General features: G+C 66.1%; 22 protein-coding genes and 1 tRNA gene. 6 read left to right on the top strand and 17 right to left on the bottom strand.

Going from position 1 to position 23,679, the window contains the following annotated elements; genetic code table 11:
* Nucleotides 1–27: 27 nt before the first annotated feature.
* From ACZ46S_RS00280 to ACZ46S_RS00270, 3 genes are all read right to left on the bottom strand, one after another.
* Nucleotides 28–927, bottom strand: a complete 900-nt coding sequence (locus tag ACZ46S_RS00280; protein WP_464062895.1) for a DUF2497 domain-containing protein — start codon at nucleotides 925–927, stop codon at nucleotides 28–30.
* Between the two features lie 177 nt (nucleotides 928–1,104).
* Nucleotides 1,105–2,607 carry a TolC family outer membrane protein gene (locus tag ACZ46S_RS00275; protein WP_464062894.1) on the bottom strand — a complete coding sequence of 501 codons (1,503 nt, stop codon included), beginning with the start codon at nucleotides 2,605–2,607 and terminating at the stop codon, nucleotides 1,105–1,107.
* A gap of 17 nt (nucleotides 2,608–2,624) precedes the next feature.
* Nucleotides 2,625–3,296 (bottom strand): protein-L-isoaspartate O-methyltransferase family protein, encoded by a 672-nt coding sequence (locus tag ACZ46S_RS00270; RefSeq protein WP_464062893.1) that lies wholly within the window; start codon nucleotides 3,294–3,296, stop codon nucleotides 2,625–2,627.
* Nucleotides 3,297–3,457: 161 nt separating this feature from the next.
* On the opposite strand from ACZ46S_RS00270, the gene ACZ46S_RS00265 reads away from it, so the two are divergent.
* From ACZ46S_RS00265 to ACZ46S_RS00245, 5 genes are all read left to right on the top strand, one after another.
* A tRNA-Cys gene (locus tag ACZ46S_RS00265) sits at nucleotides 3,458–3,531 on the top strand.
* Nucleotides 3,532–3,637: 106 nt separating this feature from the next.
* Nucleotides 3,638–3,991, top strand: a complete 354-nt coding sequence (locus ACZ46S_RS00260) for a hypothetical protein (RefSeq protein WP_464062892.1) — start codon at nucleotides 3,638–3,640, stop codon at nucleotides 3,989–3,991.
* 123 nt (nucleotides 3,992–4,114) lie between these two features.
* Nucleotides 4,115–5,023 (top strand): L,D-transpeptidase, encoded by a 909-nt coding sequence (locus tag ACZ46S_RS00255; protein ID WP_464062891.1) that lies wholly within the window; start codon nucleotides 4,115–4,117, stop codon nucleotides 5,021–5,023.
* A 113-nt stretch (nucleotides 5,024–5,136) separates the two neighbouring features.
* Complete coding sequence (locus tag ACZ46S_RS00250) at nucleotides 5,137–5,313, top strand: hypothetical protein (protein ID WP_464062890.1); 177 nt, start codon at nucleotides 5,137–5,139, stop codon at nucleotides 5,311–5,313.
* A 72-nt stretch (nucleotides 5,314–5,385) separates the two neighbouring features.
* Entirely contained in the window at nucleotides 5,386–6,735 is a 1,350-nt protein-coding gene (locus ACZ46S_RS00245; protein ID WP_464062889.1) for an MFS transporter, read from the top strand.
* 33 nt (nucleotides 6,736–6,768) lie between these two features.
* Here ACZ46S_RS00245 and ACZ46S_RS00240 read toward each other — a convergent pair whose 3' ends face one another.
* From ACZ46S_RS00240 to ACZ46S_RS00230, 3 genes are read right to left on the bottom strand one after another with little or no spacing between them, the layout of a single operon-like run.
* Nucleotides 6,769–7,764, bottom strand: a complete 996-nt coding sequence (locus ACZ46S_RS00240; protein ID WP_464062888.1) for a hypothetical protein — start codon at nucleotides 7,762–7,764, stop codon at nucleotides 6,769–6,771.
* A gap of 10 nt (nucleotides 7,765–7,774) precedes the next feature.
* Nucleotides 7,775–9,148 carry a tetratricopeptide repeat protein gene (locus tag ACZ46S_RS00235; RefSeq protein WP_464062887.1) on the bottom strand — a complete coding sequence of 458 codons (1,374 nt, stop codon included), beginning with the start codon at nucleotides 9,146–9,148 and terminating at the stop codon, nucleotides 7,775–7,777.
* The gene (locus ACZ46S_RS00230) at nucleotides 9,145–10,923 is read right to left on the bottom strand and encodes a tetratricopeptide repeat-containing sulfotransferase family protein (RefSeq protein WP_464062886.1); all 1,779 of its coding nucleotides are present in this window, start codon (nucleotides 10,921–10,923) and stop codon (nucleotides 9,145–9,147) included. The genes ACZ46S_RS00235 and ACZ46S_RS00230 overlap by 4 nt, the downstream gene beginning before the upstream one ends.
* Nucleotides 10,924–11,158: 235 nt before the next feature.
* On the opposite strand from ACZ46S_RS00230, the gene mbfA reads away from it, so the two are divergent.
* On the top strand, nucleotides 11,159–12,115 hold the full coding sequence (gene mbfA, locus ACZ46S_RS00225; protein ID WP_464062885.1) for an iron exporter MbfA: 957 nt from the start codon (nucleotides 11,159–11,161) through the stop codon (nucleotides 12,113–12,115).
* A 133-nt stretch (nucleotides 12,116–12,248) separates the two neighbouring features.
* On the opposite strand, the gene tenA is transcribed toward mbfA, so the two are convergent.
* The 11 genes from tenA to ACZ46S_RS00170 form a co-directional block, all read right to left on the bottom strand.
* Nucleotides 12,249–12,908, bottom strand: a complete 660-nt coding sequence (tenA, locus tag ACZ46S_RS00220) for a thiaminase II (protein ID WP_464062884.1) — start codon at nucleotides 12,906–12,908, stop codon at nucleotides 12,249–12,251.
* A 2-nt stretch (nucleotides 12,909–12,910) separates the two neighbouring features.
* Nucleotides 12,911–13,624 carry a helix-turn-helix domain-containing protein gene (locus ACZ46S_RS00215; RefSeq protein ID WP_464062883.1) on the bottom strand — a complete coding sequence of 238 codons (714 nt, stop codon included), beginning with the start codon at nucleotides 13,622–13,624 and terminating at the stop codon, nucleotides 12,911–12,913.
* Between the two features lie 204 nt (nucleotides 13,625–13,828).
* On the bottom strand, nucleotides 13,829–14,731 hold the full coding sequence (folD, locus tag ACZ46S_RS00210) for a bifunctional methylenetetrahydrofolate dehydrogenase/methenyltetrahydrofolate cyclohydrolase FolD (RefSeq protein WP_464064310.1): 903 nt from the start codon (nucleotides 14,729–14,731) through the stop codon (nucleotides 13,829–13,831).
* Between the two features lie 33 nt (nucleotides 14,732–14,764).
* Complete coding sequence (gene purU / locus ACZ46S_RS00205; RefSeq protein WP_295740228.1) at nucleotides 14,765–15,625, bottom strand: formyltetrahydrofolate deformylase; 861 nt, start codon at nucleotides 15,623–15,625, stop codon at nucleotides 14,765–14,767.
* Nucleotides 15,626–15,678: 53 nt separating this feature from the next.
* Nucleotides 15,679–16,170: a sarcosine oxidase subunit gamma gene (locus tag ACZ46S_RS00200; protein ID WP_464062882.1), complete on the bottom strand. Its 492-nt coding sequence runs from the start codon at nucleotides 16,168–16,170 to the stop codon at nucleotides 15,679–15,681.
* Complete coding sequence (locus ACZ46S_RS00195; RefSeq protein ID WP_464062881.1) at nucleotides 16,163–18,952, bottom strand: 2Fe-2S iron-sulfur cluster-binding protein; 2,790 nt, start codon at nucleotides 18,950–18,952, stop codon at nucleotides 16,163–16,165. Before ACZ46S_RS00195 ends, ACZ46S_RS00200 begins: the two co-directional genes overlap by 8 nt.
* On the bottom strand, nucleotides 18,949–19,200 hold the full coding sequence (locus tag ACZ46S_RS00190) for a sarcosine oxidase subunit delta (protein WP_295740219.1): 252 nt from the start codon (nucleotides 19,198–19,200) through the stop codon (nucleotides 18,949–18,951). Before ACZ46S_RS00190 ends, ACZ46S_RS00195 begins: the two co-directional genes overlap by 4 nt.
* Entirely contained in the window at nucleotides 19,200–20,453 is a 1,254-nt protein-coding gene (locus ACZ46S_RS00185) for a sarcosine oxidase subunit beta family protein (RefSeq protein WP_464062880.1), read from the bottom strand. Before ACZ46S_RS00185 ends, ACZ46S_RS00190 begins: the two co-directional genes overlap by 1 nt.
* Before the next feature lie 78 nt (nucleotides 20,454–20,531).
* The gene (locus ACZ46S_RS00180) at nucleotides 20,532–21,365 is read right to left on the bottom strand and encodes a metallophosphoesterase (RefSeq protein WP_464062879.1); all 834 of its coding nucleotides are present in this window, start codon (nucleotides 21,363–21,365) and stop codon (nucleotides 20,532–20,534) included.
* Nucleotides 21,362–23,053 carry a bifunctional protein-serine/threonine kinase/phosphatase gene (locus ACZ46S_RS00175; RefSeq protein ID WP_464062878.1) on the bottom strand — a complete coding sequence of 564 codons (1,692 nt, stop codon included), beginning with the start codon at nucleotides 23,051–23,053 and terminating at the stop codon, nucleotides 21,362–21,364. The genes ACZ46S_RS00180 and ACZ46S_RS00175 overlap by 4 nt, the downstream gene beginning before the upstream one ends.
* Nucleotides 23,046–23,624: a cob(I)yrinic acid a,c-diamide adenosyltransferase gene (locus ACZ46S_RS00170; protein ID WP_464062877.1), complete on the bottom strand. Its 579-nt coding sequence runs from the start codon at nucleotides 23,622–23,624 to the stop codon at nucleotides 23,046–23,048. The genes ACZ46S_RS00175 and ACZ46S_RS00170 overlap by 8 nt, the downstream gene beginning before the upstream one ends.
* Between the last annotated feature and the right edge of the window lie 55 nt (nucleotides 23,625–23,679).

Here is a 23,679-nt window from a genome sequence, read left to right as displayed (position 1 = left end):
GAACTGAACTTCCGCGTAGGGATGCTGCTAGCGCTGCGCCTGTTCGATCACACGATTGATCTCGGCGCGGACCATGCGCTCCACCAGGCTGGGCAGATGCGTATCCAGCCAGGCCTTCAGCACCGGCTTCATCTCCTCGCGGACGATATCCTCGATGGTGACACCGGCGCGGCCGACGCCGGCGGCGCGCTCGGCGCTGACACTGCGCACCAGCGCGCCGATCGAGTTGCTGATATCGGACACGGCCTGATCGCCGACCAGCCCTTCCGGGCCCTGAAACTGCTCGTCCATGGTCTCATCCTTCTGGCTGGGCTGGGGGTCAAAGTAAGAGGGCTGGGCCTGCATCGGAAACAGCGTCTCGGGTGCGGGCTGGGCCGAGAAAATCGAGGGCGGTTGAGGGGATTGATAAATCGGTTCCTGCGGCGGCTGATAGGCCGACTGCGCGGGCGCGGATTCATAGAACGGCGCCGCCGATTGTTGAAAATCAGCCGGCGCCGCCGGTTCTTGAGAATAAGCCGGCTCCGCCGGCGGGGCCTGCTCGTCAGCGGGCGGAAACGGCGATTGCTGCCAGACCGGGGTCGGCACCGGCTCGGGCTCGACATGCAGGGTGATCGGCGCTGGCTCCAGGGCCGGCGGCGGCTCGAAGCTCGGGGCCTGGGCGAAATGCCCCGGCTGCGGCAAAGGCGGCTCTTCCGGGGCAATGACCGGATCCTGCATGCGCGGCGGTTCGGTGGCGGAGGCGGGCAGTTCGGGCGAGAGCACGCGCATGCTGGCGCGCAGCACCAGCTCGTCAGACGCCGCCTGGCGCTTCGCGCCGCCTTCTTCTTCGGACAAAATCCGCCGGATCGAGGCGAGGATCTCCTCCATCGAGGGTTCCGCCGCGCTGGCCGGGCCGGGGCGGTTGGAAATGCCGTCGCCGTCGCTCATCCTGCCTCCTTCTAGAGCAACATCCGATCAAACCGACTCGTTTGATGGGATAAATTTGCTCGCTCATACCAAAACCAGAGCCTCGAGCGAAAACCGTCAGACTCTAAATCATAAGCGAGAGGGCGATTCAGACACTAGATTTACCCACAAGGCGGGTAGATCTAACGTCATCGCACTCTAGGGCGCGTTCTGCGCCGAATCAGATACCGGTACCACCGGCGGGACAGGCGGGGCGTTCAACAGCTCGCCATCTGGCGCGATGCCCGCCCGCCGATCCGCCGCCGCACCCGTTCCGAATCCGGCATACTTAACTGCGTCGTAATATTTCTGATCATCATACGCATGTACAGGCAAATTCAAGTCCCGCGCGGTCAATCGGCCGATCGCGGCGGCGATCGCGTAGGAATAATTCACCATCTGCGCGATATTCTGCACCTGCTGCACCTGGGAGGTGAGCACCGACTGCTGGGCATTGAGCACATCCAGCGTGGTGCGGGTGCCAACCAACTCCTCGCGCTCGGTCCCGTCCAGGGCGATCGCGTCGGCCTTGATCTGGGCGTTGCTGGCCAGCACCGCGGCGCGCGATGAGACCATGCCTTCCCAGCTCTGAGTCGCCTGCGAATAGGCCTTGCGCTGCGCCACCAGCACGGCGGCGAAGGCCTGCTGCTCCTTGGCCTTGGCCTGGCGGATGGCGGCATATTCCGAGCCGCCCTGATAGAGCGGCACCGTCAGCTGGCCGATGAAGGAGGCGCCGCTGGTATAGGTGTTCTGGCCGGAACTGCCGGATTGCTTATAGGCCGAGGCCTGCAGCGAAAGTTGCGGCATCAGCGCCGAGAAGGCGACATCCACCGCATCCTTCTGGGAGGCATCGTTGAATTCCGCGGCGACGACATCCGGGTTGTTGGCCACCGCCACCTTGCCCGCCTCGGCCTTGTCGCTGACCGGCAACACCAGAGGCTGCGGCGGCGCCAGCGCATCGGCCGGATACTCGCCCACCAGCTGCCTGAAATTCTCCCGGGCGATGCGCAGATTGCCCTGCGCCACCTGCACCTGCTCCTGGGCCTGCGCCAGCGAGGCCTGGGCCTGCGCCACCGAAGTCATGGTGATCTCGCCGAGATTGAACTGGGTCTGGGTATCGTGCAGCTGCTTGGTCAGCACATCCTGGTTGCTCTGCTGCAAGGCGAGCAGCTTCTGGTCGGCCACCACCGCGACATAATCCTGCACGACATTCTGGAAGATCGTCTGCTCCTGGGAGAGCAGCTGCGCGCGCGCCGCCGCGACATCGTTCTTCGCCTGGCGGGTCTGGCTGACCGTCTTGCCGCCCTTATAGATCGGTTGCGTCACCGTGACCTGGCCGATCTTCTCCGTCCCGTTTTCCGGCACCTTGCTGGAGTTGGTCACGTATTGTTGGGTAAGCGGATCGAAGGAGGTGGTGTTGTATTTCTCGGAGCCGGTGACACGACCAAACTGCCCCTGCAACTCCACCGTCGGCTTCCAGCCGGCCAGAGCGGTTGGCACCTCTTCATCGGCCTGGCGCAGCGCCGCGCGCTGCTCCTGCAGGGTGGGGTTATTATAATAGGCCGCGACCAGCGCATCGGTGAGATTGGCGGGCGGGGCGGCGAAGGCGGCGGCGGGCAGCATCGCCAGCGCCACGCCGGACAGCCAGGACAGGCGCGGCAAGGCTCTGCCCTCCCGGTTCAAAACACGAAGGCGGGGGTTGGCGCGAATTGCGGCAGCAGCCGGGCCGCGCAATCGAACACCGGCAGGCTGGTATAGCCGCCCGGCACCGCTTCGGCGATCACCGCGCGCCCAATCGCGCCGGGGGCGGCGTCATCCGCCAGAATCGTCACCACCCGCCCCTGCGGGGTGAGCTGCGCGGCGAGAATGGCGGGGATTTCCATGACCGCGCCTTCGATGACGATGACATCATAAGGGCCGGCGGCCGGCCAGCCGGCGGCAAGCGGGCCATTCACCGCCTGCACCAGCGGCGCGTGCGCGGCGAGAGCGCCATTGTTCAGGCGCGGCTCTTCCTCCAGCGCCACCACATCGGCCCCGGCGAGGCTCAGCAGCGCCGCCAGATAGCCGCTGCCGGCGCCGATCACCAGAATATGCAGCTTCTGCTGGGTGGCAAAAGACGGGGCCAGGGCCATCTGCGCCAGCCGCGCCGTGACCATCGGCTTGAGCATATACCGCCCCTCGCCCAGCTTCAGGTCGGCATCCGAATAGGCCTGGGCGGCCACCGGAGCGAAGGCTTCGCGCGGCAGCACGCGCATGGTGCCGATCACCCGCGGATCATGCACATGGTTGGGGCGGACCTGCGAATCCACCATATTGCCGCGCGCCGTCGCAAATTCATCGGTATGAGCCATGGTACCTTTCCGCTTCGCAAGTGCGAACCTTATAGCGGCGGGGCGGTGGCAAACTCAACTGCGGCGGTTCCACCCAGCCGCCCGCGCAGATTTTTGGCAAAGCCGTGAAACCCGGCTTGACCGACGCCCCCCGCCCGAGGATATAGGGCCCACACCAAGCCGGTCCGGTGGCAGAGTGGTGATGCAGCGGACTGCAAATCCGCGAATGTGGGTTCGATTCCCGCCCGGACCTCCATTTTCGGTGCCCCCAACATCGTCACGCCGCCACAAACCGGGCGGGATGCGCCCCGAGCCAACGCGGCTTGTTCTATACAATCCCCGACGACGCTCTAAGATGAGCCATGCTCGATGCCCCGCGACTCTGGATTTCTCCGTTCTGTCTGGGCCTGCTCGCCACGCTTTGCGGCTGCGAGGCGGCGCCCGCGCCGCCGGCGCCAGTCTTGTCCTCCCCTGTCGCGGAGCATTTTTCGCTGCAAACGCCGATCGATCAGATCGCGGCGGATCCGCGCGGCAAGGCGGTGCTGGAGCGCGATCTGCCGGGGATGATGGCCAGCCCGCATTATCAGATGTTCAACAGCATGAGCCTGTCGGATCTGGCGCCGCTCTCCGGCGGTCGGCTGACCCCGGAGAAGCTGAAAAAGGTCCAGGACGATCTGCTGGCCCTGCCCCCCAAGGCTGTGCCCCCATCGCCATGACTTTCCGCAAACCGCCGGTATTTCAACGATAAAATTTGACTTACGCGGCCCGGACGAGACAATTTGAGGGGCTTAGACTGCGGATTCGTCATGCCCGAGACTTTTAGTGTTTTTCGCCCTCCTTTGGCTGCTGGTTTGATCGCGCTCGCCCTCGCGACGGCCGGCCCGGCGCGGGCGCAACCCCTGACCGCCATCGCCCCGGCGCCACAGCAGGCGGGGCAGGATGCTCAGTCCCCTGCCCCGCCCGCCGACCCAGCGGCGCAGGCCCTCCATCTCGCCGACGAGATGAAGCTGGCACTCGGCGCGCAGGATGTGGCGGTGCCCCAGGAGGAGCGTGACCGCGCCATCGCCCTCGCCCGCAAGGCGCTGCAGACCCGCAATGTGCCGATCGATCATCCGCAGCTGGTGATGGTGGTGGACCGCGCGGTGAGGGTGCAGCGCCTGCTGGTGGTGTTCGCCCAGCCCGGCGCCGCGTGGGAGGTGCTGGGGGCGGTGAAGGTGAGCACCGGCCGGCCCGGCCAGGCCGAGCATTTCAAGACCCCGGTGGGGGTGATGATCAATGATGGCAGCATCCCCGGCTATCGCGCCCAGGGCACGGTGAACCAGAACGGCATTCGCGGCATCGGCGCCAAGGGCTTGCGGGTTTACGATTTCGGCTGGTCCACCACCGCCGATTGGCGCCACCCCGGCCAGGTGGCGGTGGTGCGGCTGGAAATGCACGCGACCGATCCGGTCTATCTGGAGCCCAAGCTGGGCACGCCGGATTCCGAGGCCTGCATCCATATCCCGACCAAGTTCAACATTTTCATCGACCATCACGGCCTGCTCGACGCGGATCTGGCGCCGAAGGCGGCGAGCGATCCGGAAATCGCCTGGCTGTTTGGGCCAGACCATGTGCAATCACCGCTGGCCGGGGACAAGCTGGTGGTGGTCGACAGCTCCGAGCCCGACGCGCCGCTATCCGACCCGCAAGAGGCGCAGCAGATCGAGCAGAACTGGGCGAATTATATGAAGAGCACCAATCATAGCTGAGCCAAGGCGGGGGCGAATCTCGGGCTTCGCCCCGGCGCCCGAAGGCCAGAAATCATGACGGGCTCCTCATCCAAAGGTCAGGATTGCCTCCGCGCGGTTTGCTAGAGAGGGGCATGAAAAATCATAATCCGCGCCAGGACCCCGCCAAGACGAAAATCACGCCACGCCAGCAGCCCGAGCCGCCGGCGCCAGACGTGAACGCCAAGCCGCCGCGCCAGCGGGTCACCCAGCCGGCGGAGATCGAGACCGAGGATCCGGCGGAAAACCCCGCCAGCTTCGCGGGGTTCTGAGCCATTCGCCGGATCCGGACCGACATTCCGGCGCGGCTCGACCGGCTGCGCTGGAGCCGTTTTCACGCGCTGGTGCTGGCCGGGCTCGGGGCAAGCTGGATGCTGGACGGGCTGGAAGTCACCATCATCGGCGCGCTCGGCGCGGTGCTGACCAGCCCGCACACGCTGCATCTCAGCCCGCAGGCGGTGGGGGCGATCGGCTCCTGCTATCTCGCCGGCGCCGTGGCCGGCGCGCTGCTGTTCGGGGCGGCGACGGACCGGTTCGGCCGGCGGCGCATTTTCTTCCTCACGCTGGGTTGCTATCTGGCCGGGGTGGCGCTGAGCGCCTTTGCCTGGAACGGCACCGCGCTGGGAGCCTTCCGGCTGCTGACGGGGCTGGGCATCGGCGGTGAATATGCCGCGGTGAATTCGGCGGTGGATGAGCTGATCCCGGCACGGCTGCGCGGGCGCGTCGCGCTTGGGCTCAACGGCACCTACTGGCTGGGGGCGGTGATCGGCGCCGGGATGAGCCTGGTCCTGCTCAACCCGCATTGGTTGCCGGAGGATCTCGGCTGGCGGCTGGGGTTTGGCATCGGCGCGGTGATCGGGCTGGGGGTGCTGGCGCTGCGGCGGATCATCCCTGAGAGCCCGCGCTGGCTGGTCACCCATGGGCGCCAGCAGGAGGCCGAGGCGCTGATGCGCGAGATCGAGGCCCGGACGGACAGCCCGGCGCCGGAGGATCTGCCGGAACTGACATTGCAGCCGCGCCAGAGCTTCGGGCTGGGGGTCATTCTGCCGGTGCTGCTGCGCACCTACCGCGCCCGCACCATTCTGGTGCTGGCGCTGATGGCGGCTCAGGCATTTTTGTATAACGCGCTGTTCTTCACCTACGCGCTGATGCTCACGCGCTTCTACCACGTGCCGCAGGGGCGCGCCGGCTTGTATCTTTTGCCGCTGGCGGCGGGGAATTTTCTCGGGCCGTTATGGCTGGGCTGGCTGTTCGATACGCTGGGGCGGCGGATCATGCTGGCCGGCACCTATATCCTCTCCGGCGCGCTGCTCGCCGCCACCGGCTATGGGTTTCTGCAAGGATGGTTCGACGCGACGACGCAGACCCTGGCCTGGGCGGCGATCTTCTTCATCGCCTCCTCCGCCGCCAGCGCCGCCTACCTCACCGCGAGCGAGCTGTTTCCGCTGGAAATCCGGGCCCTGGCGATCGCGCTGTTCTACGCTTTCGGCACCGCGCTGGGCGGTGTGCTGGCGCCTTTGGTCTTTGGCCGGCTGATCGGCGCCGGCTCGCCGCTAGCGATTTGCGGGGGCTATCTCTTCGCCGGGGCGCTGATGGCCGGGGCGGGCGTGCTGGCGGCATTCCTGGCGGTTCCCGCCGAGGGGCAATCTCTGGAAGCGCTCTCAACACCGCTTTCCGCCGCGCATGCCGACTGAGTTTCTTTGGCGAGGGGCTGGCAAACCCTGCGTTCAGGCTTCGGCACCCATCAGGCGGCATTGGGTCTCGAAGGAAAACAGCGCCTCCAGCGTCATCCCCGGCCGGGTCTCCGCGTTCGGCACCGCCCAATCGCGCCCGACGCCGAAGCGGCGCAAGCTGCGCCGGGCCGGGCCGAAGCGCGCCGCCAGCCTGGCGAGGCTGGCGGCTGAAAGCCCGGGCGCCTGCCCGCCCAGAGCGGCGGCGAGATCCTCGATCTGCGCCAGCTGCGCGGGGGTGAGCGGCAAGGCCAGCCGGGCCGCGTAGAAATCGCGCAGCGCGTCGCCCGGCGCGCGCGCCATGTTCAGCCGCTTGTCGTCGAACTCATCCAGCCTCAGCCCGGTGACATGCCGGAAATCCGCGAGGCTGGAGCCGCCGATCAGCGCCTGATAGTCGCGCAGCACCACCCGCCCGGGAAAGCCGCGCCGCAGCCTGGCGGCGAGGCGGGCATAATCGAACTGAAACCGCCATTCCCGCAGATCAAAATGTCCGGCGGCGAGGATCTGCGCGATCACCAGCCTTGCCTCCTCGGCGATGCCGGCCTGGGTGAGTTCGAGATAGAGCGAGCGCAGATAGGCGCAGGGTTCGCGCAGATAGACCAGCAGCGCGATCTCATGCCCGGCGAGTGCGGGGTGGCGCGTGAGCGGCGCGAACGCCTCAGGCCGGTCCAGAAAGGTTTCAAAATCCTCCGCCGAGATGATGGCATGGCCGCCATGCGCTTCGATCTCGCGCGCCGCCTCGTCGATGGTCCCCCAGGCGCTGTGATAGCGCCTGTCGCGCATCAGCTGCCAGGCGAGATTATGCTGCCCGGCGGCACTCACCGGCCGGCCGGCGCGCACGAACAGCACGCCCTGCGCCAGCAGCGCCTGCTGCTGCGCCGCCAGCGCCTCCTGCAAGGCGGTGGTGCCGGTTTTGTGCAGCCCGGCATGGAGCAGCAGAATCGGCCGGCGCGCGGCGGCGAAAAGCGGGGCCGCACGGCGCGATCCGAACATCAGCGCCGCCTTACAGATCCGCCGCCACGCGGGCGATCACGTCATCCCACTGGAAGGGCACGCTTTGCCGGTAGAGCCGCATATTCGGATACCAGGGCGTGTCCTCGCGGTGCAGCAGCCAGCGCCAGTCCGGCGCGTAGGGCAGCACGATGGAGGTCGGCACATTGCTGGCGCCGGCGATATGCGCGACCGAGGTGTCGATCGTCACCAGCCGGTCGACATGCTGCAGGATCGCCATCGTATCGAGAAAATCCTCGATCTCGGGGCCGAGATTGACCAAAGGCGCGCGGCCGAAATAGCCGCCGGCCTGGGCAATCTGGTCGCCCTTCTGCACGGTGAGAATCACCACATCGTCGCGCGCGAAAAGCGGCGCGAACTGGGACAGCTTCAGGCTGCGCTTCTTGTCGTTCTTATGGGTCGGCCGCCCGGCCCAGACCAAGGCGATGCGTTTCTTGCCCCGCGGGGCCAGCCGGTCCAGCCGCGCGCACCATTCCTCCACCAGCGCCGGCTTGGCCGCCAGATAGCCCGAGGGCGGAATATTCTCCGTGGTGGTGCCGGCCAGGCGCGGCAGGCCGGAGAGCGGGATAAAGGCGTCGTAATCCCCGGCATCGTCCCAGCGCGTCACCACCTTGCCGATATGCGGCAGCTGGCTGAGCAGAGGCAGCAGTTCGCCGGAGCAGGCGATGATCGGCTGCGGCGCCAGCATCGCCGCCCAGGGGATGTAGCGGCCAAACTGGATGCAATCGCCAAAGCCCTGATCGCCGATGATCAGCAGCTTGCCGGGGGCGAGCGGCTGGCCATCCCATTGCGGCTTCTCGGTCTTGGGCAACATGCCCTCGGCCTGTTTCAGCTTGAAGCGCCATTCATAGCTCTCCCAGCCTTCCTTCAGCTTGCCGCCGAGCAGCAGCGCCTCCGCCTTCTCGAAATGCGCCTCGGCGAAGTCCGGGTCGAGTGCAATCGCCTTGTCTGAGACGGCGACGGCCTCATCGAGTTCCAGCCGCTCATAATGGATCAGCGCGCAGTTGAAATAGCTGCGCGAATCCTCAGGCGAGAGTTCGATGGCGCGTTTGGCGGCAGCCAGCGCATCGTCCAGCCGGCCAGCTCCGCGATAGATCTCGCAGATATTGCGCGGATAGAGCGCCACATCCGGCGCCAGCGCCTGGGATTTCTCCATGCGCTCGATCGCCTCCTGCACCCGCCCGCTGCGATAGGCGACGATGCCGGCCAGCTGCAGGATATGCGGATGCTCAGGCATCGCCGCCAGCATGCGCTTGGCGAGATCATCGGCCTCTTCGAGCTTGTTGGCCTGTTCCAGCTTGGCGAGCTTGTCCAGCGCGTCCGCCAGCTTCATCACCACCTTGCCGTTTTCCTGCGTGGCGCTCATGGCGTCGGCTCCTCATAGCCCAGCTCTCGGACCCAGGGATCAAGGATCGACGCCACCTCGCTGAAGAGTTTCGGCAGCGCCTGCTGATAGGCCTGGTAGCGGCCGGCGGCATTGGCGTGCACCGGACGGCGCAGGGCGAAATGCGCCGGCCAGGGTTCGGGCACAGCGCCGTTATTCAGCCCGAAGCCGCCGGGCAGATCGGTATCCGCGCCGATGAAGGCGAGGATCTTGCGCACCTCGCCATCCGGGTCGCGCACCAGCGCCTCATAGCGCACCGGCAGATAGCGTAGCGTCAGCTGGCCGCGATAATGTTTCAGCATCTGCGCCTGCATGTCGAAATAGCGCGCCAGGGCGGGCAGCCCGGCATGGGCGTTGGTTTCCAGCTTACGGTCCTGGGCGGCGTTGGCGAGCACGAGGTCATAAGGGTGGCGCAGCACATGGATGATCGGCGCCTCGGGATAGAGCAGCTTGATCAGCCCGAGATGCCAGACATTGCCCGGGGCGCGGTCGGTGATGAAGCGCACGCCGGGGCGGGCCAAGGCGCCGCGCGGCGCCTCATACAGCGCCCGCAGCCGATCGGGCACCTGCGCCGCGTCGCCCACCAGCACATTGTCCAAGGCCTCCGGATAAGGCTGGTTGCCGAGCATGCCGGGGATCGCGTCGACCAGCCGGGAGACAGGGGCCAGCTCATCTCCCGCCGCGAATTGCGGAAGCTGGGCCAGCAGCTGCTCCAGCAAGGAACTGCCCGCGCGCGGGAAGCCGAGCAGGAACACCGGCATGAACGCGCCCGGCCCGGCCTTGGGCAGAGGCCGCAGCCGGTCGCCGGTGAAATAGGCCTTGTCGCGCTCGATCTGCGCCCGCAGCGCCTCGGGCTGGAAGCTGAGCCCGCCGCGCTCGCGCTGGATGTTGCGGGCGGCGGCGATGGCGTTGATCGCCTCCTGCGGCTGGCCGAGCTGCATATAAGCGCGGCCACGGGCGAGGATCTCGGGCGGCACCATCGGCTCGGCCGGGTTCAGCCGGTCCAGCACCGCCTGCGGGCGGTCCTGCGCCAGATCCGCCATCACCCGCAACAGGCGCAGCATCTTGTCGTCGGGCCAGCGCGCCACCGCCTCGTCCAGCAGCGTTTCGGCGGCCGCGCGCTCGCCCAAGGCGAACAGCACCTGCGCCTTGCCGCCGGTGCCGCGCATATTATCGGGGCGCAGCGCCAGGGCCTTTTCATACAGCGCCAAGGCCTCGGTGAGCCGGCCCTGCTGTTTCAGGTTCCAGGCGAGATTGCCCAGCACCATGCCGTCCTCAACCGGGGACAGCGCGGCCGCCTTGCGATAATGCCGCTCCCCGGCCTCCAGCGCGCCGGTTTCGGTGAACGCCACCCCCATCACATGATGCGCCTGAGCGGCGCGCGGCGTGGCTTTCAGCACCTCGGCCGCGAACGGGATCGCCGCCTCATAGCGCGCCTGGCCGATCAGATATTGCGCATAATGGCCATTGGCCTGGGCCCGCTGGGCGGCATTGCCGGGCAGCCCGGCCAGCCTGGCGCCCAGCGCATCCGCCGCCTTGCCGCGCTTCTGCGCATTGCGGATTTCAAACAGCACGCGCAGCGCGATGCGCTGATTGGGGGCGGCATCCAGCACCGCCAGCGCCAGCGCCTCCGCCTCTTCATATTTCTTCTCGTTGAAGAGTTTCGTCGCCTCCTCTGCCTTCGGGGTGAGCAGCGCCAGCGCCGCCTCGCCCGGCCATTGCGCGGGGTCCGACTGGCAGCAGCGCAAAGCCCGCAATCCACTTTCGCATGGGCAAAGCCCGTTCTGATCCCGCACCCTGCCCACCGCCTCAAAGCTGTTCCTTGCCCCTTCATTTTACAGGCTTTCCACCCTGCCGCAACGCTGACCCGGACTGTAAAAAAACTGTCTTTTCAAGGATCTATGCAACAGCCATTCATTCTCAAATGTGATAAATTTCTTGACGCGCGGCGCCCTGCGCGTCAGATGAGCGGTTGCTAAACGGAGTGTTGCAATGCGTGAATTTTCCCAGCTCTCGGAGCGCGAGATCCTCGCGCTGGCGATCAGCAATGAAGAAGAGGATGGGCGCATCTATCTGGATATCGCCGAGCGCATGCGGGAGGATTTTCCCGGCACCGCCAACATCTTCAAGGAGATGGCGGCGGAGGAGAGCGAGCATCGGCGCATGCTGCTGGATCTGTTCCAGGAAAAATTCGGCGAACATATCCCGCTGATCCGCCGCCAGGATGTGCGCGGCTTCTTGAGCCGCCCCTCGATCTGGCAGTTTCCGAAGCCGAACATCAATGATGTGCGCAAGCTGGCCGAGGGCATGGAGCACGAGGCGCAGCGCTTCTACCGCAACGCCGCGGCGCGCACGAGCGATGTGTCGATCCGCAAGCTGCTGGGCGATCTGGCCGATGCGGAAGCCGAGCACGAGCACCGCGCCGACGAGCTGTCCGCCCAGAACCTCACCGCCGATGCCCGCAAGAGCGAGGATGAGGAGGCGAAGCAGCAATTCATGCTGCAATATGTGCAGCCCGGGCTGGTCGGGCTGATGGATGGCTCGGTCTCCACCCTGGCGCCGATTTTCGCCGCGGCGTTCTCGACGCATAATCCGTTCTCGGCCTTTCTGGTCGGCGCGGCGGCCTCGCTGGGGGCGGGCATCTCGATGGGCTTCGCCGAGGCGCTCTCGGATGACGGCTCGCTGACCGGGCGCGGCACGCCCTATGTGCGCGGCATCGTCACCGGCCTGATGACGACGCTGGGCGGGCTCGGCCATACGCTGCCCTTCTTGATCCCGATCCTGCATCTGGCGCTGATCGTAGCGATCATCGTGGTGGCGGTGGAGCTGGCGGCGATCTCCTGGATCCGCTGGCGCTTCATGGAGACCTCGCCGATCCGCGCGACGCTGCAAGTGGCGTTGGGGGGCGTGCTGGTGTTTGCGACTGGCGTGCTGATTGGCGCGGGGTAAATGTTTTTGGGGTGGGCGGACTTTTTTCAAAAAGTTCCGATGAACGTTTGGGGCGGTGGCAAAGCTGTTGACACCGCCCCAAAGGTTTTTGCCGCTTTTTTGAAAAAAAGCGGCACCAAAAAACTTTTGGCTTTTAAATCTGCGATATCCAGCCGGTATTCCAGAACGCCGCTTCCAGCTTCGTCGCCTGGGTGAAAATGCCCTGCAACTGCGCCGCCCGTCCGGCCGCCCCGCAGGCAGCGCCCACACGGTCGATCGTCGCCAAGGATGACGCCACCGCTTCGAGATAGTCCGCGCCGGTATAGGTCTCGATCCAGAGCCGATAAGGATTATCCGCCCCCGCCCGCGCCGCCGCGTAAGCCCCCACCTCGGCATAGCCGGCGATACAGGGGGCAAGCGCCGCCAGCAACGCCAGCGCGTCGCCGCTATAGCCCACCTCCAGCACATAACGCGTATAGGCCAGCATCTCCAAGGACGGTTCGGCGGCGCGCATCTGCGCCTCCGTAATCCCCCAGCCTTCGCAATATTTCACATGCAGGGGCATTTCGGTTTCGATCAGCGCCTGGGCGGTGGCGAGTGCCGCCTTGATATCCTCCAGCGCCTCCAGCTTCGCCGCCAGCAGCGCGTAGGCCCGGCCATATTGGATCAGGAACAGATAATCCTGGATCAGGAAATTCCGGAAGGCCTCGGGTTTCAGCCTGCCTTCGGCCAGCGCCTGCACGAAAGGATGGCGCACATAATCGCCCCAGGTGGCGCCTGCCCCGTCGCGCCACTGTGCGAACAGCCGCGCCATGTTCAGGCCGGCTCGCGCGCGTAGGTGATGATGGAGAGATAGGTCATCGGCTTTACCAGCAGTTTTTCCGGCCCGTGCGGGGCGGCGCTGTCGAACAGCAGCGCGTCGCCCGGGGTGAGGTGGTAGGATTGATCGCCATGGCGATACAGCACCTCGCCGGTGAGCATATAGATGAATTCCGTGCCCTCATGCTGGAAAGCGGGATAAGGGGCGGCATCGCCGCTCAGCGTGATCAGATAGGGCTCGACCACCACATTGCCGCCCAGCGCGTGGCCGAGCAGCGCGTATTGATGCCCGGCCTTGGAGCCGCGCCGTTCGATCACCACGCCGGTGCCGGCTTTCACAAAGGAGCAGTCCCGCTTTTCCTCGAAGGTGGAGAAGAAGGTGGTGATCGGCACGTTGAGCGCCAGCGCCAGCGATTGCAGCGAGGCGAGCGAGGGGGAAATCTGTCCGTTTTCGATTTTCGAGAGCATGCCGCCGGAAAGATTGGCGGCGGCGGCGAGTTCGGAGACGGTGATGCCCACGCGCCGGCGCAGTTGACGCACCTGCACGCCGATCGCCTGTTCCAGCGTCAGATCCGAAACCGCGGCGGCGTTGCTGCCGGTGCTATAAGGCTCGGCGATCTCGGCCGGCAGACCGGCCTGCGCAAGTGCCTCCGGCAGGGGAGCCTTGATGATCTGGGCCTTTCGGGCGCTGGGCTTGGCCTGGCTTCGCATCTTCTCCCCCTCCTGCACCTGTTTGTCTTAGGGGGACCGGGCGAAAAAGGCCAGAAGCTTCAGGCCGCGCAAGCAGAAGCGGTTTGCGTCCTGCCGTGAAGCGCCCGCGTGAAGTCGCAAAAGTTTTGGGGGTGTGGGGGCTTTTTGCAAAAAGCCCCCACGTCTTTCGCCGCTTTTATGCAAAATAGCGGCAGCAAAAAGCTTTTATATTTTTTCCAGCCGCTTCGCCGCCGTCAGCGTGTTGCGCAGCAGGCAGGCGATGGTCATCGGCCCGACCCCACCCGGCACCGGGGTGATCATCCCCGCCACCTTATCCGCCCAGCCGAACTCCACATCGCCGACCAGCTTGGTCTTACCCTCCGCCGCAGCCGGAACGCGGTTGATGCCGACATCGATGACGACCGCACCGGGCTTGATCCAGTCGCCCTTCACCATCTCCGGCCGGCCCACCGCCGCCACCAGAATATCGGCGGTGCGGCACAGCCCCGGCAGATCCTTGGTCTTGGAATGCGCCATGGTCACGGTGCAGTTCTTCTGCAGCAGCAATTGCGCGATCGGCTTGCCGACCAGGTTGGAGCGGCCGATCACCACCGCGTGTAGCCCGGTCATGTCCTCGATCCTGTCTTCCAGCAGCAAAATGCAGCCGAGCGGCGTGCAGGGCACCAGCCCGGGCAGCCCCGCGGCGAGGCGCCCGGCATTCACCACCGTCAACCCGTCCACATCCTTCTCCGGAGAGATCGCGGCCACCACCTCATCCGCGTTCAGATGCTTGGGCAGCGGCAGCTGCACCAGAATGCCATGCACCTTCGGGTCGTCATTCAGCTTTTGCACCAGCGCCAGCAGCTCCGCCTGGGCAGTGTCGGCCGGCAGCTTATGCTCGAAGGACGCCATGCCGACCTCCACCGTCTGTTTCGCCTTGTTGGCGACATAGACTTTCGAGGCCGGGTCCTCCCCCACCAGCACCACGGCGAGGCCGGGCTTGTAAGGCAGGGTGGCGACCTCCGCCGCGATCTGGGCGCGCAAATTGGCCGCGAAGGCCTTACCGTCGATGATCTCAGCCAATTTACCTGTCCTCTCGGGTTGGGGCGGTGCTGGGCGTCCTTCTATCGGAAACGCGCGCCCACCGCCAAGCCAGGGCGCTCAGCTCCCGAACACCACCGTCTTGCTGCCATTCAGGATCACCCGGTCCTGCAGATGGTAGCGCACGGCGCGGGCCAGCACCCGGCGCTCGATGTCACGCCCCTTGCGGACCAGATCATCCGGCGTGTCGGCATGGGAGATGCGTTCCACATCCTGTTCGATGATCGGGCCTTCATCCAGGTCGGCGGTCACGTAATGCGCGGTGGCGCCGATCAGCTTGACGCCGCGCTTATGCGCCTGGTGGTAGGGCTTCGCGCCCTTGAAGCCGGGCAGGAAGGAATGGTGGATATTGATGCAGCGCCCGGAGAGCTTCTGCGCCAGCGCGTCCGAGAGGATTTGCATATAGCGCGCCAGCACCACCAGCTCCGCGCCGCTTTCTTTGACGATGGACCAGATCTGCCCTTCCTGCTCCATCTTGGTCTCCTTGGTGATCGGCAGATGGTGGAAGGGGATGCCGCCGAAATCCAGCCCGTTATAGGCCTCGCGCGGATGGTTGGAGATGATGCCGACCGGCTGCATCTCCATCTCGCCGATGCGCCAGCGATAGAGCAGATCCTCCAGGCAATGGTCGAATTTCGAGACCATCAGCAGCACTTTGCGCGGGGTGGAATGGTCTGAGAAGCGCCAGGCCATCTTGAAGCTCTCGGCCACCGCACCGAACCCCTCGCGCAGCGGCAGACTCTCCGCCCCGTCCACCAGGGTGAAGGCGATGCGGGCGAAGAATTTGCCGGTCTCGACATCGTCGAATTGCTGGGCCTCGCGGATATCCGCGCCCTTTTCGAACAGATAGGTGGAAACGGCGGCGACGATCCCCGGGCGATTGACGCAAGAGAGGGTCAGCACGAACTGTGATTTGGACATGTTGGGTTCCTGAATGAGGGGGAGAGGCGATGGAGGCGCGCGCCGCGCTGCCCTCAACCTCGCCCCGAATGCTCTGCCGCTTGCATGAGGGCATGGTGTAGCGCCCCGGCGAAGGAACGGAAACAGGCCAGGATGAAACACTCCCCCTCCCGCCAGACCCGCACGCCGATATGGCCGGCCAGGGTGATCGCCACCTCGTCCGGGGCGAAGCCGGCAATGTCGATGGGCAGGAGCTTTTTCAGAATCTCGACCTGGTGCGGGCCGGAGAGGCTGAGCAGGCAGAGCCCGTCCGATTGCTCGGTGACGGCGGCGAGGCCCACGGGGAGGTCCAGCTCGCCCAGCACCAGCCATTGGCCGGGGCCATTCCAGAGGATGTCCGCGCCCTGATGCGAGAGCCGCTTGGGCGTGGCCGGCAGGCTCAGCCCCAAGGAAGCTTCCAGCGCCGCCGGGCCGGATTTGAAGGCGGCCAGGCTGCGCACCCGCCGGTGCGGGGCCAAAGCGATGAAAGGGTGCGCCGGCAAGGCCGGGTCGAGCGCGTCAAGCATGCAAACGGAGGCCTTCCGGGTCGTAATGCACAGGAGGGGTGACGATGGCGGTGAAATCCCCGCCGCGCAGCGGATCATAGACGCGGATGGTCTCGCCATGCCGGGCCGGGCCGTTTTCCAGCAGGGCCAGGGCGATGGAGCCGAGTGTCGGGCTGCGCGCGGCGGAAGTGACATGGCCCTGATCGCTCGCCGCAACGGCCGGCGCGCCGACGGGCAGCAGATGGCTGCCGGCGCGGATGATGTCAAGCGGGTTGACCGGGCGCAGCCCGACCAGCGTCTGCCTGGAGGGGGCGGTTAAAGCCGGGCGGGCGGCCATGGCCCGGCCGATGAACTCTTTCTTTTTCGAAAGCAGCTTGCCCATGCCCAGATCATGCGCGCTGGTCTGGCCGTTCAGCTCCGGCCCGGCCGGGTGGCCCTTTTCGATGCGCATGATGCCCAAAGCCTCGGTGCCGTAGGGGGCGATGCCGAATTCCTCGCCCGCCTGCATCAGCGCCCTGGCCAGCGCATCGGCCTGGCGGGAGGGCACCGCCAGCTCATATGCGCGCTCGCCGGAGAAGGAGATGCGAAACAGCCGCGCCGGCACGCCGCCGCACACCGTGAGTTCCATGCAGGCCATGTAGGGGAAGGCCTGATCCGAAAGATCATAGGGCGCGTCGACGATCTTCTCCAGCGTCGCGGTGGATTTCGGGCCGGCGAGCGCGATCTGCCCCCATTGGTCGGTGACCGAGATCAGCGAAACATCCAGCTCTTTCCAGATCACCTGGGCGCAGAATTCCAGATGCTGCATCACCCGCGCCGCGTTGGCGGTGGTGGTGGTCATCACGAAATGCGTCTCGCCGAGGCGCGCGGTGGTGCCGTCATCCATCACCAAGCCATCCTCGCGCAGCATCAGCCCGTAGCGCACCTTGCCGATGGGCAGATTGGCCCAGCCATTGGTATAGACGCGCTCCAGGAAAATGGCGGCGTCCGGGCCTTGAATGTCGATCTTGCCCAAGGTGGTGACATCGCAGAGGCCAACAGCGTTGCGCACGCTATTCACCTCGCGCTGGGCGGCGGCCAGCCAATCCTCACCCGGTTTCGGGAAATATTGCGCGCGCAGCCAGAGGCCGGTTTCCACGAAGGCCGCCCCCAGCCCGGCCGCCCATTCATGGGTGGGAGTGAGGCGCGTCGGCTTGAAATGCTTGCCCGTATGCGCGCCAGCCAGCGCGCCGATGGCGACCGGCACGTAAGGCGGGCGAAAGCGCGTGGTCCCCGTCTCGCCAATGCCGCGCCCCAAACTCTGCGCCAGCACGCCGATGGCGTTCACATTGCTGGTCTTGCCCTGGTCGGTGGCCATGCCCAGCGTGGTATAGCGCTTCACATGCTCGACGGCGGCGAAGCCTTCCTGCTCGGCCAGCTTCACATCCTTCACCGTCACGTCGTTCTGCAGATCCAGGAAGGATTTGCCGGGGTGGAAGCCGGAATGAAAGACCGGCTGGATATTGGCGTTGAGCCCCTGCCCCGCCGCCTTGCCGACGACGCTCATGCAAGGCGGCAGGCTTCCCGGCACGAAGGCGGCGATGGCCTGATCCCAGACCGGCTTGCCGTCGAAATGCGAGGTGAGCGCCAGATTGGGGTTGAAGCCGCCGGAGACGGCGATGATGTCGCAAGGCAGCGCCAGATCTCCGCCTTTGGCGAGGCGGATTTTGGCACCGGTTACACCCTGCCAGCCGGTGGCGCGGATGATCGCCGCCCCCGCATAGATCGGCGCATTGGCGGCGCGGGCGGCCTGATGCACGAAATCGGAGCTGGCGGGGCGCGCATCCACCACGCCGGCGATGTTCACCCCGGCCTGATGCAGAACGGGAATCAGCCCGGCAGCGTCGTCATTATTGAGATAGAGCAGGATATTGCGGCCAGGGGCGACGCCGTAGCGGGTGACATAATCCCCCACCGCGCGGCTCAGCATCACGCCGGGAAGGTCGTTATGGCCAAAAGCGATCGGCCGCTCCAGCGCACCGGTGGCGAGCACGCTGCGCCCGGCGATGATGCGCACCAGGCGCTGACGCGGGGCGCTGGAGGATGGCAGATGGTCGGTGAGGCGCTGCAACGCCGCGTAGGTGCCGCCATCATAGACGCCGACGACGCTGGTCCGGGAGAGGAATTCCACCCCGGCCGGCACATCCAAAGGCGCCAGCGGGGCATTCTCATCGCATAGCAGCACGCGCTGGCCGGTGGCTGCGGCCTCAGCCGCGGCGGCAACGCCGTCCGCCCCGGCGCCGATCACCAGCACATCGCAAAATTCCGTGGTCTTTTCGTAAATATCCGGGTCCGGCAGGCCGGCATTGCGGCCCAGCCCCGCCGCGCGGCGGATCATCGGCTCGTAGAATTTTTCCCAGAAGCTCGCCGGCCACATGAAGGTCTTGTAGTAGAATCCCGCCGAGAGCAAGGGCGAGAGCAGATTGTTCACCGCCAGCGGATCATATTTCAGCGAGGGGCCACGATTCTGGCTGGCGGCTTCGAGCCCCTCGAAAATTTCCGCCATGGTGGCGCGGCTATTGGGCTCGCGCCAGGCGCCCGCGCGCAGCTCCACCAGCGCGTTCGGCTCCTCGGAGCCGGAGCTGAACACGCCGCGCGGGCGATGATATTTGAAGGAACGGCCAATGAGTTTCACCCCCGATGCCAGCAGCGCCGCGGCCAGCGTATCGCCGGCAAAGCCCGTATAGGATTTGCTATCGAAACGGAAATTCACTGTGCTGGCGCGGTCCACCAGCCCGCCTTGCGCCAATCTATAGCCGGTCATGGCAGGCGCACCGAGAGGATTTCATGGGTTGAGACATCGCGTTCCACGATCAGCCAGGCATGGCACCCGGCGCTGTGATACCAATATTCCTTGCGCGGGCCTTTGAGATTATCGCGCAGATAAATATAGTCCGCCCATTCCTGAGTGGGCGCAGCCCCGCCATCGGTCGGGCGGGTGCGTTCGGCGTCCTGGGTGTAGGTGAACTCCTCCAGGCCGCGATTGCCGCAATGCGGGCAGGTGATGCGCATTAATGCAGATTCGGCTGCGCGCCGACTCCCTTTTCGTCGATCAATCTACCCTCAGCGAAGCGCTGCAGCCGGTAGGCGCCGGCGACCTCATGCGGCTCCCCGCGCGCGATGAGATGCGCGAAGCAGAAGCCCGAGGCCGGTGTCGCCTTGAAGCCGCCATAGCACCAGCCGGCATTGATGAAGAGATTCTCAACCGGAGTTTTATCGATGATCGGCGAGCCATCCATGCTCATATCCATCAACCCGCCCCAGCTGCGCAAAAGCCGCGCGCGGCCGATCATCGGCATCAGCGCCATGCCGCCCTCGCACACATCCTCGATCACCGGCAGATTGCCGCGCTGGGCGTAGGAATTATAGCCGTCAATATCCCCGCCAAACACCAAACCGCCTTTATCGGACTGGGAAATATAGAAATGCCCGGCGCCGAAGGTGATCACCGTATCGATCAACGGCTTCAGCCCCTCGCTGACGAAAGCCTGCAAGGCGTGGCTCTCGATCGGCAGACGCATCCCCGCCTTCGCCGCCAGCAGCGAGGAGGCGCCCGCCACCGCCATGCCGATTTTGCCGGCACGGATGCTGCCGCGCGTGGTCTCGACCCCGACGGCTTTGCCGTTTTCCTGGAGAATATTGAGAACTTCGCAATTCTCGATAATGTCCACGCCGCGCTGGTCGGCACCGCGCGCATAGCCCCAGGCCACCGCATCATGGCGCGCCGTGCCCGCCCGGCGCTGCACCAGCGCGCCTTGCACCGGAAAGCGGGCATTGTCGTAATTCAGATAGGGAAGTTCCTTGCGCAGCTGCGCCCGGTCCAGCAACTGCGCATCCGCGCCGTGCAGCAGCATGGCATTGCCGCGCCGCGCATAGGCGTCGCGCTGCGCGTCGGAATGGTAGAGATTATAGATGCCGCGCTGGCTGACCATCGCATTATAGTTGAAATCCTGCTCCAGCCCTTCCCAGAGCTTCATCGAGAATTCGTAGAAGGGCTCATTGCCCGGCAGCAAATAGTTGGAGCGGATGATGGTGGTGTTGCGGCCGATATTGCCGCCCCCCAGCCAGCCTTTCTCCAGCAGCGCGATGCGCCCGACCTGCGGATGGTTCTTCGCCAGATAATAGGCCGTCGCCAGCCCGCCACCGCCGCCGCCAATGATGATGACATCATAGGACGGCGCCGGCGTGGCCTTGCGCCAGGCTGGTTTCCAGCCGGTATGCCCACGCAGCGCCTGGGTGAGAACGGAGAAAGCGGAATATCTCATCGGGGCAAATAAATTTCCTGCCAGTTAAACAGAGTGATGCACAAGAACTATTTTGCTGTCAAACCCCGATGACGCGGATCAGATCTCCAAAATACCCGGCTCATAGGATGCGACCGCCTCCGGGTCCTCCTTGGCATAGCCGCGCGGCGCGGAGACCACCCAAAACCCGTGGCTGAAGGTCTCGTGCCGGTGGTGGGTATGGCCATGCACCCAGAAGCCCGGGCTGTAGGGGGCGAATTCCGCCAGCAGATCAGACCCATAGGCCGGGCCGATCGCCCCGTCCCGCCGGCCAAGGAAGGCCGCCCCCGGGGCGTGGTGGGTGACGATCATCCGCACCGTATGCGGATCATCCTTCTGCAACCGCGCCAGCTGGGTATGCAGCCAGGCGCGGGCGGCGAAATGCAGCTCCATCGTCTGTTTCGGCCGCAGGCGTTTGCTGCCGGCATTGATCAGCCGGTAATCATTCATCCGCTCGCCGGCATGGGCGCTGGAGAGGGCGGGGTCGTGATTGAGGTTGAAATCCGTCCAGAGCGTGCTGCCCAGCACATGCAGGCGCTGGTCCTGCTTCTCGAAGGTGAACAGCGCATTTTCCAGAAATTGCACCCGGCCTTGGGTGGCAGCCGCCGCCTTCGCCATCTGCGCGCCCAGCGGCTCCAGATTATGGAAGTAATATTCGTGATTGCCGGCCACCAGCACCACCGGCACCGCAAAGCGCTTGGCCAGGCTGTCGGCATAAGCGACGCTGAGCAGCCCGTTATGAATATCGCCCGCCAGCACGATCAGGTCTGGCTCTGGCACGCCCTTCAGCGCCGGGCGGGCCTGTAGAGCGGGACGGCGCAGCACCACGTCCAGAAGATGCCGGCGATGCGCCATCTCCAGATGCAGATCGCTCATATACAGCACCCGGATCATGTCAGCATCCGCAGCAGCAGGCCGGCACTGAGCAGGGCGAAAAACAAAGTCAACCCCTGCCAGAGACGCAAGGCGCTGAAGGCGAAGCGGCGCAAGCGCGGGGGCTCGTCGCGCCCTTCGGCCAGGCCCAGCTGCAGCAGCTGCGCCAGCGCCCCGGCATCGGCCAGCCGCTCCTCCGGGCGCGCCGCCAGCCCTTGCGCCAGCGCCTCGCCCAGCCAGGAGGGCAGATCCGGGCGCAGGCGCTGCAGCGGGCGCTTCTCATGCTGGCCATAGGGAAAGGCGCCGCCGGCGAACATGCGGTAGAGGGTCACCGCCAGGGCGTAGAGCTCGGTGCGCGGATTGGCCTGGGTGCCCTTCAGCAATTCCGGCGCCATGTAGCGTATGGTGCCGCCCGGCCGCGCGGCGTTGGCGGCGTCGATCCCCGGCAGATAAGCGAGGCCGAGATCCAGCAGCTTCACCTCGCCGGTTTCCAGCAGCATGACGTTTTCAGGCTTGATGTCGCGATGCACCACATCGATCGCCGCCAGATCCTGCACCGCCTCGCAGAGCCGAAAGGCGATGCCCATGCCTTCGGGCAGGCTCATCAACGGGGCGCGGTGCAGGCGCTTTTCCAGCGTCTCACCATGATAGAGCGGCATCACCAGATAGAGCGCGCTGCGCCGGCTGGCCGGAATGTCGATATATTGCACCACGCTCGGGCTGCGCACGGCGGTGCCGATCCAGGCCTCGCGCATGAAGCCGGCGGCAAAAACCTCGTCCTGCAGCATCGAGGGCAAAGGCAGTTTCAGCGCCACATCCTGGCCGTTCAATGTGTCACGTGCGGCCACCAGCATGGTGTAGCGGCCGCGAAACAAAGTCTCGCCGATGGCAAAGCCGTCCCAGTTATCGCCCTGGCGCGGGGCCGGGCGGATGGGCAGCTGCGCCAGGGCGGCGCGGGCGGCCTCGTCCTGCCCGGCCGCCGGCACGGCATGCACGCGCAGCGCCATCACCGCCTTGTCGGGGGCCGGCAGATGCGCCAGCGCCGCCAGCGCCGCTTCGGCCAGAGCAGCGGGCGGGTGCTGGGCCAGCGGCGCCAGCGCGGCATAGACGCCCTCCAGCGCCGCCAGCCCGGCGATGAGCAGATAGGCATCGCCCGGCTGCGCCTCTTCCTCGGCCAGATCCAGCGCCAGCTCTGGCTCCAGCCCCAGCGCCCGGGTGGGCATGAAGGGCGCGGCCTCGGGCGGGCGGATATGCGGGTGCAGTAGCGGGCTCAGCACCTGGCCGCGCAGCCGGTAGATCTGACAGGCGCCGAGCTGAGCGACGAAAATCCTTGCATCCTGCAGCAGCAAGGCCGAGAGCGAAACCGGGGTGAGCCCGCTCTCCCCCTGCAACTGCCCGGCCAGCCAGCGATTCACCGCGGCCAGCGCGCCAGAGGCCGCCTTGCGCGGGGAAAAAGTGCGCTTGGCGCCGAAATAGCCTTCCGCGAAGCTGGCCACGGCGGTCTGCACCGCATCGCGCCCGCCGCGGGGTTTGGCCCGCTTATCCGCATGGGCGCGGGCGATGACCGCCAGCGCCCCGCGCCCCGGCACGCCAAAGGCTTCGCCCTCATACAGCGCATAGAAATTCCGCGACGACGCCCCCGCCCCTTGCAGGCTGGCGGCAAATTCCGTTTCGAGCGACCAGCCGGAGGCTGGCGGCGGTTCAGCCATGCCGGCTGGCCGCCGGCACCCACAGCGTATCCGCCCCGCCCATGCCATTGGCGGCGCGCGCCAGCACGAAGAGCAGATCCGACAACCGGTTGAGATAAGCCAGCACCAGCCGGTTCACGGGCTCATCCGGGATCTCCAGCAGTGCCACCACCGCGCGCTCCGCCCGGCGGGCGACGGTGCGGGCGAAATGCAGCCGCGCCGCGCTGGCGCTGCCGGCGGGCAGGATGAAGGAGGTCAGCGGCGCCAGCTCCGCGGTGACGGCATCGATCCGCGCCTCCAGCCAGGCGACCTGCGCGGGAACGATGCGCAGCGCCGCCCCCGGCGCCTCATCCTCGCGGATTGGCGTGCAAAGATCGGCGCCGAGATCGAACAGATCGTTCTGGATGCGCGCCAGGATCGCATCGATCGGCCCCGTCCCTTCCAGCCGGGCCAGGCCGATGGCGGCATTGGCCTCGTCCACCTCCCCCAGCGCGGTGATCCGCGCCGAGGATTTCGCCACCCGGGCGCCATTGCCGAGCGAGGTCTCGCCCTGATCGCCGCCTCTTGTATAAATCTTGTCCAGCTTCACCATGGCCGGACTGCACCATGCCGCGCGTGCGACTTCAAGGGCCCGAATCGGCCGAAAA

The organism is Acidocella aluminiidurans (genome assembly GCF_055383125.1).
Note: the sequence above shows the minus strand (reverse complement) of the source record. Positions and strands in the feature narration are given on the sequence as shown.